The sequence below is a fragment of the Salinivibrio kushneri genome, from assembly GCF_005280275.1.
In the GTDB taxonomy this organism is placed as follows: Bacteria; Pseudomonadota; Gammaproteobacteria; order Enterobacterales; family Vibrionaceae; genus Salinivibrio; species Salinivibrio kushneri.
Genome location: NZ_CP040022.1, coordinates 87,760 through 102,393 on the forward strand (window position 1 = coordinate 87,760; position 14,634 = coordinate 102,393).

A 14,634-nucleotide genomic window follows, 5' to 3' on the forward strand; every position below is an offset into this window, starting at 1 on the left:
GCTCACCACCCTATTGTAAATATGCCCGAGTCCCCACTCGGTTAAGTGCAATAAATCAGGCATATAGCACAAAACCACAAAGGACTGGGTTTCCTTTTTCAAGAAGGTGTCATACTGTAAAACAGAGGTGACAATGAGACTAGACCGAATTGAAATAGCAGGCTTTCGTGGTATCAACCGCCTGTCACTGCAAGTAGATGAACTGACCGTTTTAATCGGTGAAAATGCATGGGGTAAATCTTCTCTACTCGATGCGTTAGAAATTGCCCTCCACCCCAGTGGCGATAAACCTCAATTCAAACGCTCGGACTTTCATGTCGACCATGTTCTGGGGGTCTTGCCTGAACAACAGTTTCAAATCATTCTCCGTTGGCAAGAGAGCTTTCCCGGTGAGCATAAAGCGCGTCGCTATCGCCGCTTTAAACCCGTTTGGAATGGAACCAACGCGGGTTGCCGAACCCTTGATTATTGCTTGAGCGCCACCATCCAAGAAAGCAAGGTCTCGGTACGAAGAGCGTTTTTATCCTCACAAGGCGATATGATTGAGCACGAAAACAGTGACGCGCTCGCCAGCCACCTGATGCAAATCCATCCTGTCGTTCGTGTACGTGACGCAAGGCGCATGCGCGTACCAGGACAAGCGGTGACCAAAGATAACACCCGTCTTGAGCAGCGGTTAGACAACACTTATCGCCGCCTGTTGATGATGCCTGGCCATGTGAATAAAGGCGAGATAAAGAGCGGCCTGCATGCCATGCGTCAATTGCTCGATCACTATTTTGCCGCCTACGAGCATGACCGCGATCCTTATCCCATTCATGCCCCGGGCGCATTGGCCATCACGCATAACCAAATGCACCCGCTCGAAGCGGTGGCCGCAAACACCTCTAATCAAAGCCGGCTCGTGCTCATGGGCCTATTAAGTGCGTTTGTCCGAGCACGCGGGCCTAAACAGCTCAAACGCAATGCGCGGCCAGTGATGCTATTTGAAGATCCAGAGGGGCGACTTCATCCAACCTTACTGAACCAAGCGTGGCGCTTGATTCAGTTGATGCCGATGCAAAAGCTGCTTACTACCAACAGTGGTGACTTGCTCGCGGGTGTACAACTAGACCATATTCGCCGTCTCGTGCGACACCCCACCGAAACTCATAGCCACCAAGTACCGTCTCACCTTCTCAGCCAAGACGAGCGTCGCCGCGTCACCTTCCATGTTCGTTTTCACCGACCCAGTGCACTGTTTGCACGCTGTTGGCTATTGGTGGAGGGTGAAACAGAAATTTGGCTGTTTAACGAGCTGGCGCGATTGCAAGGTTATGACTTAGCGGCAGAAGGGGTACACCTTATCGAGTTTGCCCAAAGCGGTTTGCGGCCGTTGATTAAGGCCGCCAAGGCCTTGGGCATTGAATGGCATTTAGTGGCAGATGGCGATATGGCTGGTAAGAAGTACGCTGCGACGGCGCGCGGGCAAATAGAGCATCAACCAGAGGGCGCGCGTTTAACCGTGCTGCCTGACCGCGACATTGAACACTACCTATATAATAACGGCTATGAGCCTTTGTTTCGCGATATGGCCGGCGTCACGGCACAGCAGCCTCATATGAACGACAAACGCATCATCGCCAAAGCGTTAAAACGCTATGCCAAGCCCGACGCCGCGCTGGCCATTATCGCTTATACCGAGAACGAGTTAAAAGCCCCGATCCCCAAGCTGTTGCGCTGGGTTATCCAACGCGCAATCGGTCTAGCCAGGGGGGTTGGTTAACGCCTCTGACGCGTCCTGTTCGCGCACTATGGCTCTACCCGCTCAAAGAAAAGCGTGACTTTGCCGACTTCTATCCCCCATTTACGCATCGAAGTGACGTTAAAGAGGCGATCTTGGTCTTGGCGAAACATCCAATCGTCAAAGTGGAGTTGGTATTCGCTGTCGCCAACTGGCACCACTAAGTCGTACCGCCAATTAAGCGCATTGCCCGCCACCACCCCTTTTGCCGTCCCGACGATGTCGCCAGCCGTCCCTGTATAAGTCCCGTCAGGGTGACGTTTAATCGTCCAAACTCGGGTTTGCGTTTCGCCATCGGCATACACAAAGGATTCGTCCAGTGTCAGTGTGTCTCCCTCTACCACACCTTCGATATCAACAACGAAGCGTCGGGTTTGCTCACCGGTAAAATCTTGCACCATACCCCAGGCTTTTGTTTGTCCTTCAAAGTACTCAAATAAATTAAAGTCCGGCTTTTGACCTTGGTAATCTTCAATATCGGCAGAGCACGCCACCACCAGCATGGCACTCACCAATACCGTTAGGATCTTGCCTATCGTCTGCGTCATTTTTCTCATGGCGTTTCTCCTAATAATGCTCGACGATGATCTGGATAATCCGTGTCTTCCGATAACCAGATCGCGAGAAATGCATCCGCCAGCTCGGTGTCATCCACTGTCAATGTCGTTTGCCAGCTTTCTCCTTTTGGCTGGGCGTAAAATATCCCTTTTTGTGCGTGGCGCACGAATGCCAAGCGATCGCCTTCTTCAATATCCCCCCACGCTTTGTCTAGCGCTTTTTCCCAACGCGCTCGTTGTGTTTCCGTAAAGCCCAAGTGTTCCCACTGATCCTTGGTTGCTTTCATCAGTCGTTGATCACTGATGTCACGCGCGTAGGTAATCACTAGCGCGTGGGGTGCTTGCGCTTGATAACGCCCGGTCGGTGAGCGCAGTGATGACTGATAGATGGTCCACCAGCCCCAAGTTAACGTCGCTTCGCCAACTTGTGGCCAGCTTTGCCATGTCATTGACGACGACGTCGTCCCGACCGCATAGCCAGGCATTGCGAGCGCGAGCATTAAAATAAGGTGTTTTATCCGCCTATTCATGGCTCTCTCCTTGTCGCGATAGAACGGGCACGCAACTGATGTTGCAGCCATTGCATCAGGTTAATCAGGAAGATGCTGTAGACTAACCAGACCCCTATCAGTACCGCGCCAGTGACCCATAGTGACTGTGGGAAGCTTAAAACCCCTAAACGCTCTCCTGCCCAGTAACTGCTCGCGCCACCCAAACTGCCCAGCGCCGCCATAAACCAAAATGCACGTGCAAGGATCAGGTCACGCATTAACCAGACAAAACTGCAAAATCCTAGCCACAGTAATAGTAGCCACAGCGGCATCACAACGTACTCAGTATCAACCGCTAACCACTGTGTGTGGAGTAATAGGCTATCACCGATCAACCCAACAGGCGTGAGTACGGCCATTGCCCACATCACGCTGCGGTCATAAAGGATCGCGCCCAGCAACATCGCGACCATCAACCACTGAAAGCTCGGCGGACCGAGCGCCGCCGAAAACCAGTAAACATTGAACAATAAAGAAATAACGACAAAGCGCACGAATTATGCCTCTCGCCAAGCGGGGCGACTTAGGAGTAGCTGTACCGCACTGATCGTGCGCTCCTTAAAACCGCCCTCACAATAACAAAAGTAATAGCGCCACAAACGCGCAAAGCGATCGTCATAGCCGTAGTCGCGCAGTGCGTCTGTCTGCTGATTGAAGCGTGTGTGCCAATCCGCCAAGGTTTGTGCGTAATCCAAGCCAATGTCTTTTAAGTCTCTGATCACAAAATCAGTTTGAGCGGTGAGGTGAGACAACAACACACTCACTGAAGGTAAGAATCCTCCGGGGAAAATATGCTTTTGGATAAAGTCGACGTTCCGGCTGTAATGTTCGTAACGCTGATCAGCAATGGTGATCGCTTGGATAGCCATCAAACCATCAGGCTTAAGCAAGGCCTGACATTGACGCACAAAAGTGTCCAAGTACGCTTTCCCCACCGCTTCAATCATTTCAATCGATACCAGTTTATCGTATTCACCGGTCAGATCGCGGTAGTCTTTTTGTAGCAGCGTGATCTTATCTTCCAGCCCTTCTCGCTCGACACAGGCTTTTGCCCAAGCATATTGCTCTTGTGAAATCGTGGTGGTGGTCACGCGGCAGCCGTAATGTTTAGCCGCGTAGATCGCCATGCCTCCCCAGCCGGTGCCAATCTCGAGCAAATGATCATTTGCAGTCAGCGCAAGCTGTCGGCAGAGTCGGTCCATCTTCTCAACTTGGGCTTGTTCCAGCGTCATTTCTTTGTCTGTGTAAATAGCGCTGGAATACAGCATTTGCTCATCAAGAAAATGGCGGTACAAGTCGTTGCCGAGGTCATAATGTGCTGCGATGTTGCGGCGCGCGGTCTCTTTTTCATTGCGATTGCGCCAGTGAGCAAGCTTGTTACCCAACCCCACCAACCAGCCAGTGTGCTTTTCAATTTTGTCGATAGCAGGAAGGTTGCGAGCAAATACGCGAATGACGTCAGTTAAGTTTGGCGATTCCCACCAACCATCGATGTATGCCTCGGCCGCCGCAATGCTGCCGCCGGTTAAAATCCGGGTGTAAAAGCGTGGGTCGTGTACCAGCACGGATGCATGTAATTGTGCCTGAGGATCACCACACTGTAAGGTCTGGCCCTGCTCATCGACCAGGGAAATACACGCCTCATCAACATGTGCTAGCAAGGTGTAAACCAACTGCTTGGCGTAGTGCTCTTTACGTGTCAGTGTGCGTTGACTCTGAGGGACGTCCGTTGCAGACATAATTACTCCTTCTTCGCACTCGGGTGCGGATAAAACGGTGCGCCCTTTATCCATAGTTTGAGCGCTTGCCAATAAATACCAATGACAACTTTTACTGTTTCCATCGGCGTCCGGATCAATAACTTATTCAGTGTTTTTGATGTAAACGGACGTCGCTGCAGTCCCAGTGTGGCGTCGAATTCTTTCTGTTGTCGGTGAGCCTCGAGGTGCAAGTGAACCCGCTTGCCTAAGGGGCGCAGACGCCAGTGATAACGCTGCTTAATAGGATTAAACGGAGAGACATGAAACGCTTTGTCATGTTCATACCGTTGACCCGCAGGCACGGCATAATAATGCCGCTCTCCCCACGGGGTATTACTTACCTCGGCTAATAAATAACGCCAGTTATGCGCTTGGTCATAGAGGTAATAAAAGTTGGCCGGACTAAAATACACGCCCAAATAACGTAGCTGGCACAACGCATACACTTTCCCCTCAATGCGCTCGCCTGTCAGTTCTTGAATCTTATCGATGCATGCTGCTTTGGTATCCGCTTGTCCATTCAAATAATCGCGGTGATCAAAGGCGGCTACCCCCCACTTGCCCAAGCGAAACCCTGTGACCTGCGATGCCAGCAAACTAAGCTCATCCAGATCAATCACAGGCATAAACACCGGGTAATTGAACGTGTGTTTTATTGGGCTAAATCGCCGATGCCGCACGTGTCCGACATACAAACCGCTATTTAGTGCTGAAACCGACTCACTCACGAATTGATCCCCTCCACCACATCAAGCGCACTCCGCACACCATCCTCGTGAAAGCCGTTATACCAGTAGGCGCCACAGAACCAGCTACGTTGCTGGCCATTCACTCGATGGCGCTGTTGCTGTGCGGCAACACTGTCGGTATTAAATACGGGGTGAGCATAGACAAATTGCTTGAGAATTTTACTCGGCTCAATCCTGTCGGTTTGATTTAGCGTCACGCAGAATGTCTCAGGCGCCTGAATTGACTGCAATATATTCATATTGTAGGTCAAAGCCGCCGGATCTGTGTCTATTTTATCTGACAACGGCAAATGATAGTTCCAACTCGCCCAGGCGCCTTGACGCTTGGGCAACAGCGATGTATCGGTATGAAGCACAACCTCATTGTCTTGATAGGGAATCGCCCCGAGCACCTGTTGCTCCGCTTCACTAGGATCGGCCAGCATGGCCAAGGCTTGGTCACTGTGACAGGCAAAGATCACCTGTTCAAACGCCTGTTCACCGGCCTCTGTCGTCACCCATACCGCATCAGGGGTACGGCGAACCTGTGTCACCGGTGAATTCAGGTGGATCTTATCCTCAAAGGCAGGCGTGAGCTTTTTAACATACTCACGAGAGCCACCGGGGATCACATACCATTGCGGCCGATTCGCGATATCCAATAAGCCATGGTTTTGGAAAAAACGTAGAAAGAACGCCAAGGGGAAACCACGCATATCCGACAAGGTGGATGACCAAATCGCCGCGCCCATGGGGAGAATATAGTTTTGACAAAAATAATCGCTGAACCCATGTTGATTGAGAAAATCACCCAAGGTGTTGAGTGCGCCTTGCCGCTCAGCCTCACCCGTGGCATGTGCGTCGCGCGCAAGGCGATTAAATCGCATAATCTCGGCCAAAAAGCGGTAGAAACGCACATTGATAACATTACGCTTCTGCGCAAATAACGAGGAAAGGCTGTGCCCGTTATACTCCAGTCCATTCGCATCATTGCGGACACTAAAGCTCATCTGAGAAGGTTGGCGATCCACACCAATTTCATTGAGTAAACGTTCATAGTTCGGGTAGGTGCGATCGTTAAAAACGATAAAGCCGGTATCAATCGCGTACTGTCCACTGGCGACCTCGACATCGACTGTCGCCGTGTGGCCCCCCAGATAATCATTCGCTTCAAACAAGGTGATATCATGCTGTTTATTGAGATAATGAGCACAGGTTAAACCGGCAATGCCTGAGCCGATGATGGCAATTTTCATGCTTTAGTTCCTTGTCATACGTCGTGCGAGGGCTCGCTGCCAGGACATGGGCAGTAGCGCGAGAAACTTGAGAATAAAGGTAAATTTCCGCGGAAAATGTATTTCCGTTTTTCCTTTTGCCAATCCTTTTTGAATGGCCTCAGAGGCTTGCTCCACCGTGATGCGCATCGGCATCGCAAAGTCGTTTTGGTCTGTCAGTGGCGTCTTTACAAACCCCGGCGAGATAAGTGACAGCGTCACCCCTTGCTGTGCCAAATCGACCGATAAGGTGTTGGCAATGTAGCTAATCGCCGCCTTTGATCCGCCGTATGCTTCCGCACGTGGCAGCGGCATATAACTGGCCGAGGAGCCGACAATGGCAAGATGCGTGCTGTGAGTGAACCGAGCCTGTAGCGCTTCAATACAATGGAGAACACCGAAGACATTGATCTCAAACACACGCTTAAACAGTGCCACATCGACTTTGCCATGGTCGATATATTCACACGTCCCGGCATTTAAAATAATTAAATCAGGAAAGACGCTTAGGTTACCCAGCGCTTGATGCGTTTGTTCGCTATCCGTAGCGTCAAACGCCAATGCGTCTAGTGATGCGTGATCGCGAGCCATGGTGTTTAGCTTGTCTTGGTTCCGTCCACAAGCTGTCACCTGCCAGCCTTGACGTGCATAGTCTCTTGCCAATTGCTCACCAATTCCCGACGTCGCGCCGGTGATCAATACGTGTTTCATTGTCCTAGCCTCGTTTTGATATGTTTGAGCAAGCGACCTATCACAGGCAGCGCTTCGTACAGCATTTCACCTAAGTCGAAGTAATCACGATGCCGAATGATTTTGCCGTCACAAAAACATAAGTGAGAACAGCCCTGGACTTGTCGCGTTTTTCCCCCATCCAGCTTGGGGTGCGATAACATCATGGTCCAGGTCACAAAGGCATCATCTCCGTCTACCGCGGTCGTGTGTATATGAAATTGACAATCAGTCACGTTTTCGTACAGCAGCGAAAAATACTGGATAAACGCCTCTAAGCCAGTTATCTCGTGCGCCGGGTCGACAAACACAATCTTGGGGTGATAAATCGTCGCCAGTGATGACAAGTTATCTTTATTGAGCGCTTGATAGGTCGTCACAAATTGCGACACACCGACATGGGTTGGCGAGCGAGTCATGGTGTTTGCTCCTGAGGCTGATTCTTCGCCGCTTCAAATATGGCTAGCGCCTTTTTACGCTGAGTGGCGTGATCCACCACCGGACGCGGATAATCAAGGGACTGGGCATACTTATCCGCCCACTGCCAGGGGTTGTGAATATGCTTGCCTGGCACCTCTTTAAGCGCCGGTAACCAGCGACGAATAAAGCGCCCATCGCTATCAAATCGCTCTCCCTGTGTGGTCGGATTAAAGATCCGAAAGTAAGGTTGAGCATCGGTCCCCACCGACGCAGACCATTGCCAGCCCCCGTTGTTCGAGGCAAAATCGCCATCAATCAGTTTGGACATGAAGTAATCTTCTCCCCAGCGCCAATCGATAAGCAGATCTTTGGTCAAAAAGCTCGCCACAATCATTCTCAACCGGTTATGCATCCAACCCGTTTGATTAAGCTGGTGCATGGCCGCATCCACAATGGGGAAGCCCGTTTTTCCCGTCTTCCAAGCCTCAAACAATGTCGGGTCGTTATCCCATACCACGGATTCGCCCCAGGCTAAAAAGCTGTACTTTTTGCTGATTGCTGGGTTTTGTGCGCTCACTTCCTGATAAAAATCACGCCAAATAAGCTCCGACAGCCAGGTGGCAGCCCCTGTATCGGGCTCGCGCCAATCGGCTTGCTCTTCTTGTAAACGCGCCAAGCATTGACGCGGGGATAATGCGCCAATGGCCAAATAAGGAGAAAGCTGACTGGTGGCATCAACCGCCGGAAAGTCACGCTGTCGTTTATAATCCGCCACTTGCTCGCGGCAGTAACGACGCATGTGCGCGAGGATCCCTTTCTCATCGGACGCCCAGTCCGAGACATCCTCCATCGGATAATCAAAATGAATCGGTTGAAGCTGTGAAAAGATCGCGTCAACGGCTGAGTTTGTCTCGCGCTTGGATGGTTTTTGGCACGGTGAAACATCCATGCCGTCTAGGGCACGTAAGCAGGCTTTTTTGAAGGGAGTAAACACCTTATACGGTTCACCTTTTCCCGATTTTATGGTGCCCGGGGCAAATAAATTGCGGTCATCATAGGCATACCATGCGATGCCTTTATCCGCTAACGCCGCGCACGCCTGTTCATCACGCTTGCTTTCATTAAGCTCGTACTCCTTGTTGGCAAACACCGCTGTTGCGCCAATGCGGTGCGCATAGTCGGCCACTTTTTCTGCCGATTGAGGAAAATCAGCCGCACGCTCCACCACTAAAGGAATATTTTTCGCGCTAAGCTCCTCACGTAACGCGTCTAGCCGCGCCTTAATAAGGCCCGCTTGCTTGGGCGAAAGGTGGTGCGATGCCCACTGTTCCGGTGTCTCAATAAAAATCCCCACCACGGGCTCGGACGCGTCGCTGGCTGCGCTCAACGCACGATTATCCAGCCCGCGTAAATCGCGCCGAAACCAGACTAGATGCATAACGTTTTGTTCTCCTTAAGTTCTGCCAACTCGTCACCGTGTACGGAGCAGATAAAAGCTTGGCTCACCACCTCAATATCATCTTGAGTAAGGCAATGGCGTACCTGATTGAGTTGGGCACGATCGAGCCGACGATTTGCCATCAAGGCCAATGTTCTCGCCCCCTGCTCCCGCATCACCTCAACCAACATATTCAACTGTTGATGCGGGCTTGACAGAATAGTGACACTGTAACCCTTCTCGTTGAGTGCCATGGCCATCAGCACACGTTGGTATTCACTGGTCACGGTTAAGGAGACAAGCCAGCATCGAGATGGTGCATGCCGTTTTGCATTCGCCGCCAGCGCTGTTCGGCATCGATCGATCACGGCGCTTTGCCACAGGTCGCGCTGTAACAAACGTACCGCTTCCCCGTCGTCACCTAACCATTGGTCGACTGGGGTAAAGGCATGCTCGACTAACCAATAGAAGGGATACTCTTTTAAAAGCGTGTCCAGAACATTCCCTAGCCGTTTAACCGAGAATGTGTGAATACAGTCAATCAGTTCACGTGCCACGCTGTCATCGCCCGTGTCTGCCGACGCGGGACTGTGAGCCAGAAGTGGCTTGACCTTGCTGATCGGTACGCCTTTATCTAACCATTGAAGAATATGAGCGATAGTCTCTACATCTTCTTGGCTATAAAGCCGATGTCCCTTGGCCGTCCGCTCAGGCGCAAGCAATCCATAACGTCGCTGCCAAGCACGCAGCGTGACAGGGTTAACCCCGGTTTGATCCGCGACCTGACTGATGGTCAGAGCGTGAGTCGTGTTAAAGGCCATAGCGAAGCCTCAGCGCATCAGGATAAGGCTTGAGATAGGCTTGGTTAGCTAAGTACGCATCAGGGTGATTATGGAGGTGATGCGAAATCAACGTCAGCGGTGCCAGTAAAGGCATGGTGCCCTGACGATACGCATGAATAAGGTTCGCTAACTCAGCTTTCTGGCTTTTATCAAGGTTGTTTTTAAAATAGCCTTGCAGGTGCATCAGCACGTTGGTGTGTTTTTTACGCGTCGCACGAATGGCGATGGCTTGCATAAACGCGGTGCGGTACTGTTCAAAAAAACGATCAAGGTCATAATGGCCGATGTTGGCCATAAATCGCCCAAGCTCACGGTACTTTTCAGGTGAGTGCGCCATCAGCACCAACTTATAGCGTGAGTGGAAATCGACAAGGGCTTTCTTGGTCACCCCTTGCTCGACACTCTGGTAAAGATCATCAAGCGCAAATAGCCGAAAAACAAAGTTCTCTTTGAGGATAGGATCGTTAAGCCGGCCGTCTTCTTCAACAGGTAGCCATGGCATACGCGCCATCAGTGCCTGAGTGTAAAGCCCTACCCCGGAAATATCGGAGGCGTAACCATTCTCGCGGTAGACTTTCACCCGCTCCATGCCACAAGTCGGTGACTTAGCACAAACAATGTAGCCACGCAGTGATTGATGAGCGAGCTCCTCCGCTTTTTGCTCACTGAACGCCGTCATTTTTTCGGTGTAATCTTTTTGCTGATCTTTGGTTTCCACCAGCCTCACTGACAAATCGCCTTTGTCGACTAACCGAATAGCGGGGCGCGGTACAGGGAGTCCGATCCCGACTTCAGGGCATACTGGCACAAAGTCTACATAGGGTGCCAACTCTTTGCTGACAAAGGGACTCCGCTTATGACCACTGTCGAATCGTACTTTTTCGCCAATAACACAGGCGCTAACACCGACGGGGAATGACATAACTGACCTCTACACTAGCCGCGCCGTATTGGCTACGGAGTTGTACATTTATAATATGTTGTACAACTAAGAGTAGAGGATGGATCAAAATTGTACAAAAAAAATTTTTTGTACAATTTCATATTCGGTCGCGTTTAGGTCAGTGGCTGGATTAATCAGCCCATTCTGTTGGCGCCACGCTACCGGGCAATGTCTCAGTATTGATACGCGCAATCCCCATTCTTCGAACTACACTGGCAAAATCTGGTTATAACCTTAAGCCTTATGCGCAGGCCCTATGCCTTTATCGACATTCAACGGTCACAACGAGGACCCGATCACACTCGCTAGACGGTCGGCACAACCCCGTGGACGTGCGATGATTTTCATCGCGCTCGTCTGTTTTGCTGTGCTCGTTGCGACGTTTTTGTTGTATCAGGCTGCCCAATCACAACAAGCACAACGGATTGAAAAACTTCTCAATGTGGAAGTTCAAGCTTTGTCTCGTGCCGTCGAACGTGACATTGATACGCAACTCACGCGGCTAAGTGCATTAGCCAGCAATATCGAGTTAGATGTGCCCTCGACCTTCTCGACATGGCAAGCCTTAGTGCAACAAACCCAACAAGACAGTGCCTATATTTCATCATTATTTTGGGCGGACAGCCGACGAGTAATAAGTTGGCAAACACACGCGGATACCAGCCATGATCAACCGCGCTTTTCATTTGACGTAGTGGGTGAACCAGAGGGCCAGCTTAAGACAGACCAGCCCGATCTTACCCAATGGCGAATTGCTTATCCGATTTATAGCCGTGACCGTGCAGAGCCAAGCTACTATCTTGGTGCAATCATTAATCTTGACGCGCTTATTAACGAGGTTGCGTCCGACTATCTTAACCAACATCAACACCTCACCATCACCCGTTGGGCAAACGACACCGTGTTGCGCGGTGACACTATCTCCCCGTTTGCCGCGGTTGGTTCGGCACCTTTGAGATTGACGAGCACGCAATCGGCGATGCAGCTCACGCTTTGGCAAGAGCCAGGCGCCAGTCAGTTTATTTCATTACCCATCATGATTTACATCGCCGGCATGCTTGTGGCGCTGTTATTGGGCATCACCTTGTATTTGGCTGAGGTGAATTTGATGTCTCGCCGGGCGGCACAGACCACGATTGATTATTTAAAAAATGAAATTGAGCAACGCAAAGACGTCGAGCAGCAACTACATTTTATCGCAAACCACGACGCCTTGACGTATCTCCCCAATCGTCATGCCCTCACTCGCTATATTCAGCAGCGAGTACATGAATCCAGCACTTACCCACACGATCTCGCGCTAATCTGCGTAGATATTGATAACATAAAAGAGATCAATGATTTATATGGACAAGCGGTGCATGATCAGCTTTTAGTTGAATTAGCACAGCGTCTACAGCGCGTCAGGCAAACCGATGACTACATTGCCAAAATCAGCGATGACCAATTCGCGATTGCCGGCAGCGAGCTTTCACCGCTGAAAGCGGAGATCTACGCGAAACAGATCCGCAAAACCATTGAGCAACCTTTCTTCCATCACGCAGAGGAGATTATTGTCACCTGTGCCGTCGGCATTAGTTACCGTTACGATGCGTCCATGCCGGCCCAGGAACTGTTACGTCACGCAGACACCGCGGCCCATCGCGCTCGTCAACTCTCTCATCACAGAGTCGTGGTGTTCCAAATGGCCATGCGAGACCATCTGCATCAGAAAAAAGATACCGAGTACGCCATCCGCAAAGCGATTCAAGGTAACGAGTTGAGCTTACATTTTCAGCCGCAAATCGATTTAAACGATCACAGCATTGCTGGCATTGAAGCCTTGGTACGTTGGCAAGATACAGAGGGCGCGGTAATTTCTCCTGATACCATCGTTCGTACCGCAGAAGACACCGGGCTTATGCGGCAGTTAGGCACTTGGGTGGTTAATGAGGCGCTAGAAACCTATGCAACCTTGCTGGCGCAGCACTGCGCCCCTCCATTTATCGCGATAAATATCTCTGGGCATGAATTCCAAGACAGCTTCCTCGCCGATACTATTCTCCATGCCATCGAACGCCATCAAGTCCCACCCGAACGAGTGCAAATTGAGCTGACAGAACAAGTTTTCATTGAAAACCTCAGCCAAAACCAACATACCTTACACACGCTCGCGGCAGCAGGCGTTTCCCTAGCAATTGACGATTTTGGCACGGGGTACTCCTCCCTCGCCTACCTTAAGCATTTCCCGGTGGACACCGTCAAAATCGATCGCAGTTTTGTCGCCGATCTGCCTCATTGCAAAGACGATATCGTGATTTGCCAAGCCGTCATTAAGATGGCGCAATTGCTGAAATTAAAAGTGGTTGCGGAAGGAGTGGAACGTGAAGATCAGCGTGACTTTTTGCTTGATCTGGGCTGTCGCTACGCACAGGGGCACCTTTACCATCCCTCAATGAATATCCATCAGTTAACGGCGCTCCTCACTCAGTCACAACCTATCACCCGCTTATTTAATTAATCGAGACTGTCACGCACATCATCAAAGCGCGCGCATAGCGCCTCCTTGCGCTGCTTCGGCCATTGCTTTATTTGCCATTCGCGCTGCATTGCCGTTCGCTTTTCCATCGGCTGCGATTGCCACGCCAGTGACAGCGGTCCTTTCCCTCTTAGCGCTCGCGCGCCTTTACCTTGGCGATGTTGTATCAACCGTCGGCTAACATCCGTGGTGACGCCACAGTAAAGCTGCCCTTGGCGCGTTCGAATCAAATACACAAACCAAGGCTTATTCATTGGTGTTATCGCTCCAAAACAGCCTCTAACATCTGACGTAGCTCCGCCACTTCTTGCTCTAACGCACTCACTCGCATCACCAAAGATGCATCAGTGGTAGGTTCTGACTCCTCCTGCGGTACTGAGTGACTCGGCGTATTCACACCGTCAGTAAATAAATGTTGATAACGCGACTCGCGCTTCCCAGCCTCACGCGGCAATTTTTTTATCCAGTTTGACGCAATCATGTCAGCCAGTGTGCGCTCAACATCTTCGACACGATTAAAAGCACAGAGGCGCTGTGTACGGGTTCTCAACTCCCCGGGCGTCTGAGCACCTCGCAATAACATGACACACAGGATCGCTTTTTGTGGCTCGCTGAGAGTGAGATCGCCAAATTGTGTATTACAGAAACGATGTTGATACTTGGAGACACGACCACCACTGCCCTCTTGCAGGCTCACCAGACGCCTCTCAATCAAGCTCTCTACGATGTCTAATACCTCTGAATCGGCCATCTCATAGACAGGCTCACGATTGCTTTTTTGATTCACGGCAGTGGTCAGCGCATTGAGTGTGAGCGGATACTGTTCTGGAGTGGTCACTTCTTTTTCAAGCAAACAACCAATGACACGTTGCTGATACGCTGAGAGTGTCCTTGACATAACGATGGTCCCATATAGTCGGTTTCATCGAGTTATATCAACTGAATGTCACGCAAGCAATCACTGCGCCGATAACCGCGCAATAATCCATCCAAGGCGACGATCACCAATACTGGTAGCGGGATCACACCTTAGTCATCGGGTTGTGCACCAGAGCGCCACCATCGGCGCACAGCTAATGATATACTTGACC

15 protein-coding genes are annotated in these 14,634 nt (G+C 50.9%); 2 read left to right on the forward strand and 13 right to left on the reverse strand.

The genetic code is table 11. The features are described 5' to 3' along the window. Window positions 1–133 precede the first annotated feature (133 nt). A complete protein-coding gene (locus tag FCN78_RS13485; RefSeq protein WP_077659234.1) occupies window positions 134–1,765 on the forward strand; it encodes a DUF2813 domain-containing protein in 1,632 nt (543 codons plus the stop codon). Window positions 1,766–1,791: 26 nt separating this feature from the next. Here the strand turns inward: FCN78_RS13485 and FCN78_RS13490 are convergent, their stop codons facing one another. From FCN78_RS13490 to FCN78_RS13540, 11 genes are read right to left on the reverse strand one after another with little or no spacing between them, the layout of a single operon-like run. Continuing rightward, on the reverse strand, window positions 1,792–2,331 hold the full coding sequence (locus tag FCN78_RS13490; RefSeq protein ID WP_106406599.1) for a DUF3833 domain-containing protein: 540 nt from the start codon (window positions 2,329–2,331) through the stop codon (window positions 1,792–1,794). A 5-nt stretch (window positions 2,332–2,336) separates the two neighbouring features. Beyond that, window positions 2,337–2,870: a chalcone isomerase family protein gene (locus FCN78_RS13495; RefSeq protein ID WP_077659235.1), complete on the reverse strand. Its 534-nt coding sequence runs from the start codon at window positions 2,868–2,870 to the stop codon at window positions 2,337–2,339. After that, window positions 2,867–3,385, reverse strand: a complete 519-nt coding sequence (locus tag FCN78_RS13500; protein WP_069362996.1) for a DUF2878 family protein — start codon at window positions 3,383–3,385, stop codon at window positions 2,867–2,869. Before FCN78_RS13500 ends, FCN78_RS13495 begins: the two co-directional genes overlap by 4 nt. A 3-nt stretch (window positions 3,386–3,388) precedes the next feature. Then, window positions 3,389–4,630 carry an SAM-dependent methyltransferase gene (locus FCN78_RS13505; RefSeq protein ID WP_077659236.1) on the reverse strand — a complete coding sequence of 414 codons (1,242 nt, stop codon included), beginning with the start codon at window positions 4,628–4,630 and terminating at the stop codon, window positions 3,389–3,391. Between the two features lie 2 nt (window positions 4,631–4,632). Further along, window positions 4,633–5,379: a DUF1365 domain-containing protein gene (locus FCN78_RS13510; RefSeq protein WP_077599467.1), complete on the reverse strand. Its 747-nt coding sequence runs from the start codon at window positions 5,377–5,379 to the stop codon at window positions 4,633–4,635. Further along, window positions 5,376–6,635, reverse strand: a complete 1,260-nt coding sequence (locus FCN78_RS13515; RefSeq protein ID WP_077599466.1) for an NAD(P)/FAD-dependent oxidoreductase — start codon at window positions 6,633–6,635, stop codon at window positions 5,376–5,378. The genes FCN78_RS13510 and FCN78_RS13515 overlap by 4 nt, the downstream gene beginning before the upstream one ends. A 3-nt stretch (window positions 6,636–6,638) precedes the next feature. Continuing rightward, on the reverse strand, window positions 6,639–7,364 hold the full coding sequence (locus FCN78_RS13520) for an SDR family NAD(P)-dependent oxidoreductase (RefSeq protein WP_069363000.1): 726 nt from the start codon (window positions 7,362–7,364) through the stop codon (window positions 6,639–6,641). Beyond that, complete coding sequence (locus FCN78_RS13525) at window positions 7,361–7,801, reverse strand: nuclear transport factor 2 family protein (RefSeq protein WP_077458323.1); 441 nt, start codon at window positions 7,799–7,801, stop codon at window positions 7,361–7,363. The genes FCN78_RS13520 and FCN78_RS13525 overlap by 4 nt, the downstream gene beginning before the upstream one ends. After that, complete coding sequence (phrB, locus tag FCN78_RS13530) at window positions 7,798–9,240, reverse strand: deoxyribodipyrimidine photo-lyase (protein ID WP_077599465.1); 1,443 nt, start codon at window positions 9,238–9,240, stop codon at window positions 7,798–7,800. Before phrB ends, FCN78_RS13525 begins: the two co-directional genes overlap by 4 nt. Beyond that, a complete protein-coding gene (locus FCN78_RS13535; protein ID WP_077659237.1) occupies window positions 9,231–10,061 on the reverse strand; it encodes a MerR family transcriptional regulator in 831 nt (276 codons plus the stop codon). The genes phrB and FCN78_RS13535 overlap by 10 nt, the downstream gene beginning before the upstream one ends. Further along, on the reverse strand, window positions 10,051–11,004 hold the full coding sequence (locus FCN78_RS13540; RefSeq protein WP_069363004.1) for a YbgA family protein: 954 nt from the start codon (window positions 11,002–11,004) through the stop codon (window positions 10,051–10,053). The genes FCN78_RS13535 and FCN78_RS13540 overlap by 11 nt, the downstream gene beginning before the upstream one ends. A gap of 358 nt (window positions 11,005–11,362) precedes the next feature. On the opposite strand from FCN78_RS13540, the gene FCN78_RS13545 reads away from it, so the two are divergent. Further along, entirely contained in the window at window positions 11,363–13,525 is a 2,163-nt protein-coding gene (locus FCN78_RS13545) for a putative bifunctional diguanylate cyclase/phosphodiesterase (RefSeq protein ID WP_158075206.1), read from the forward strand. On the opposite strand, the gene FCN78_RS13550 is transcribed toward FCN78_RS13545, so the two are convergent. Together FCN78_RS13550 and FCN78_RS13555 are read right to left on the reverse strand one after the other, a co-directional pair. Beyond that, complete coding sequence (locus FCN78_RS13550) at window positions 13,522–13,797, reverse strand: GIY-YIG nuclease family protein (RefSeq protein WP_077458333.1); 276 nt, start codon at window positions 13,795–13,797, stop codon at window positions 13,522–13,524. The genes FCN78_RS13545 and FCN78_RS13550 overlap by 4 nt on opposite strands. Window positions 13,798–13,802: 5 nt before the next feature. Further along, window positions 13,803–14,441, reverse strand: a complete 639-nt coding sequence (locus tag FCN78_RS13555; protein ID WP_069363007.1) for a YceH family protein — start codon at window positions 14,439–14,441, stop codon at window positions 13,803–13,805. Window positions 14,442–14,634: the final 193 nt, after the last annotated feature.

Excerpts from the sequence above, each read along its gene's own strand:
- FCN78_RS13485 (WP_077659234.1), top strand. The coding sequence starts at position 134 with ATGAGACTAGACCGAATTGAAATAGCAGGCTTTCGTGGTATCAACCGC.
- FCN78_RS13550 (WP_077458333.1), bottom strand. The coding sequence starts at position 13,797 with ATGAATAAGCCTTGGTTTGTGTATTTGATTCGAACGCGCCAAGGGCAG.
- phrB (WP_077599465.1), bottom strand. The coding sequence starts at position 9,240 with ATGCATCTAGTCTGGTTTCGGCGCGATTTACGCGGGCTGGATAATCGT.
- FCN78_RS13515 (WP_077599466.1), bottom strand. The coding sequence starts at position 6,635 with ATGAAAATTGCCATCATCGGCTCAGGCATTGCCGGTTTAACCTGTGCT.
- FCN78_RS13540 (WP_069363004.1), bottom strand. The coding sequence starts at position 11,004 with ATGTCATTCCCCGTCGGTGTTAGCGCCTGTGTTATTGGCGAAAAAGTA.
- FCN78_RS13505 (WP_077659236.1), bottom strand. The coding sequence starts at position 4,630 with ATGTCTGCAACGGACGTCCCTCAGAGTCAACGCACACTGACACGTAAA.
- FCN78_RS13555 (WP_069363007.1), bottom strand. The coding sequence starts at position 14,441 with ATGTCAAGGACACTCTCAGCGTATCAGCAACGTGTCATTGGTTGTTTG.
- FCN78_RS13525 (WP_077458323.1), bottom strand. The coding sequence starts at position 7,801 with ATGACTCGCTCGCCAACCCATGTCGGTGTGTCGCAATTTGTGACGACC.
- FCN78_RS13520 (WP_069363000.1), bottom strand. The coding sequence starts at position 7,364 with ATGAAACACGTATTGATCACCGGCGCGACGTCGGGAATTGGTGAGCAA.
- FCN78_RS13545 (WP_158075206.1), top strand. The coding sequence starts at position 11,363 with ATGATTTTCATCGCGCTCGTCTGTTTTGCTGTGCTCGTTGCGACGTTT.
- FCN78_RS13495 (WP_077659235.1), bottom strand. The coding sequence starts at position 2,870 with ATGAATAGGCGGATAAAACACCTTATTTTAATGCTCGCGCTCGCAATG.
- FCN78_RS13535 (WP_077659237.1), bottom strand. The coding sequence starts at position 10,061 with ATGGCCTTTAACACGACTCACGCTCTGACCATCAGTCAGGTCGCGGAT.
- FCN78_RS13490 (WP_106406599.1), bottom strand. The coding sequence starts at position 2,331 with ATGACGCAGACGATAGGCAAGATCCTAACGGTATTGGTGAGTGCCATG.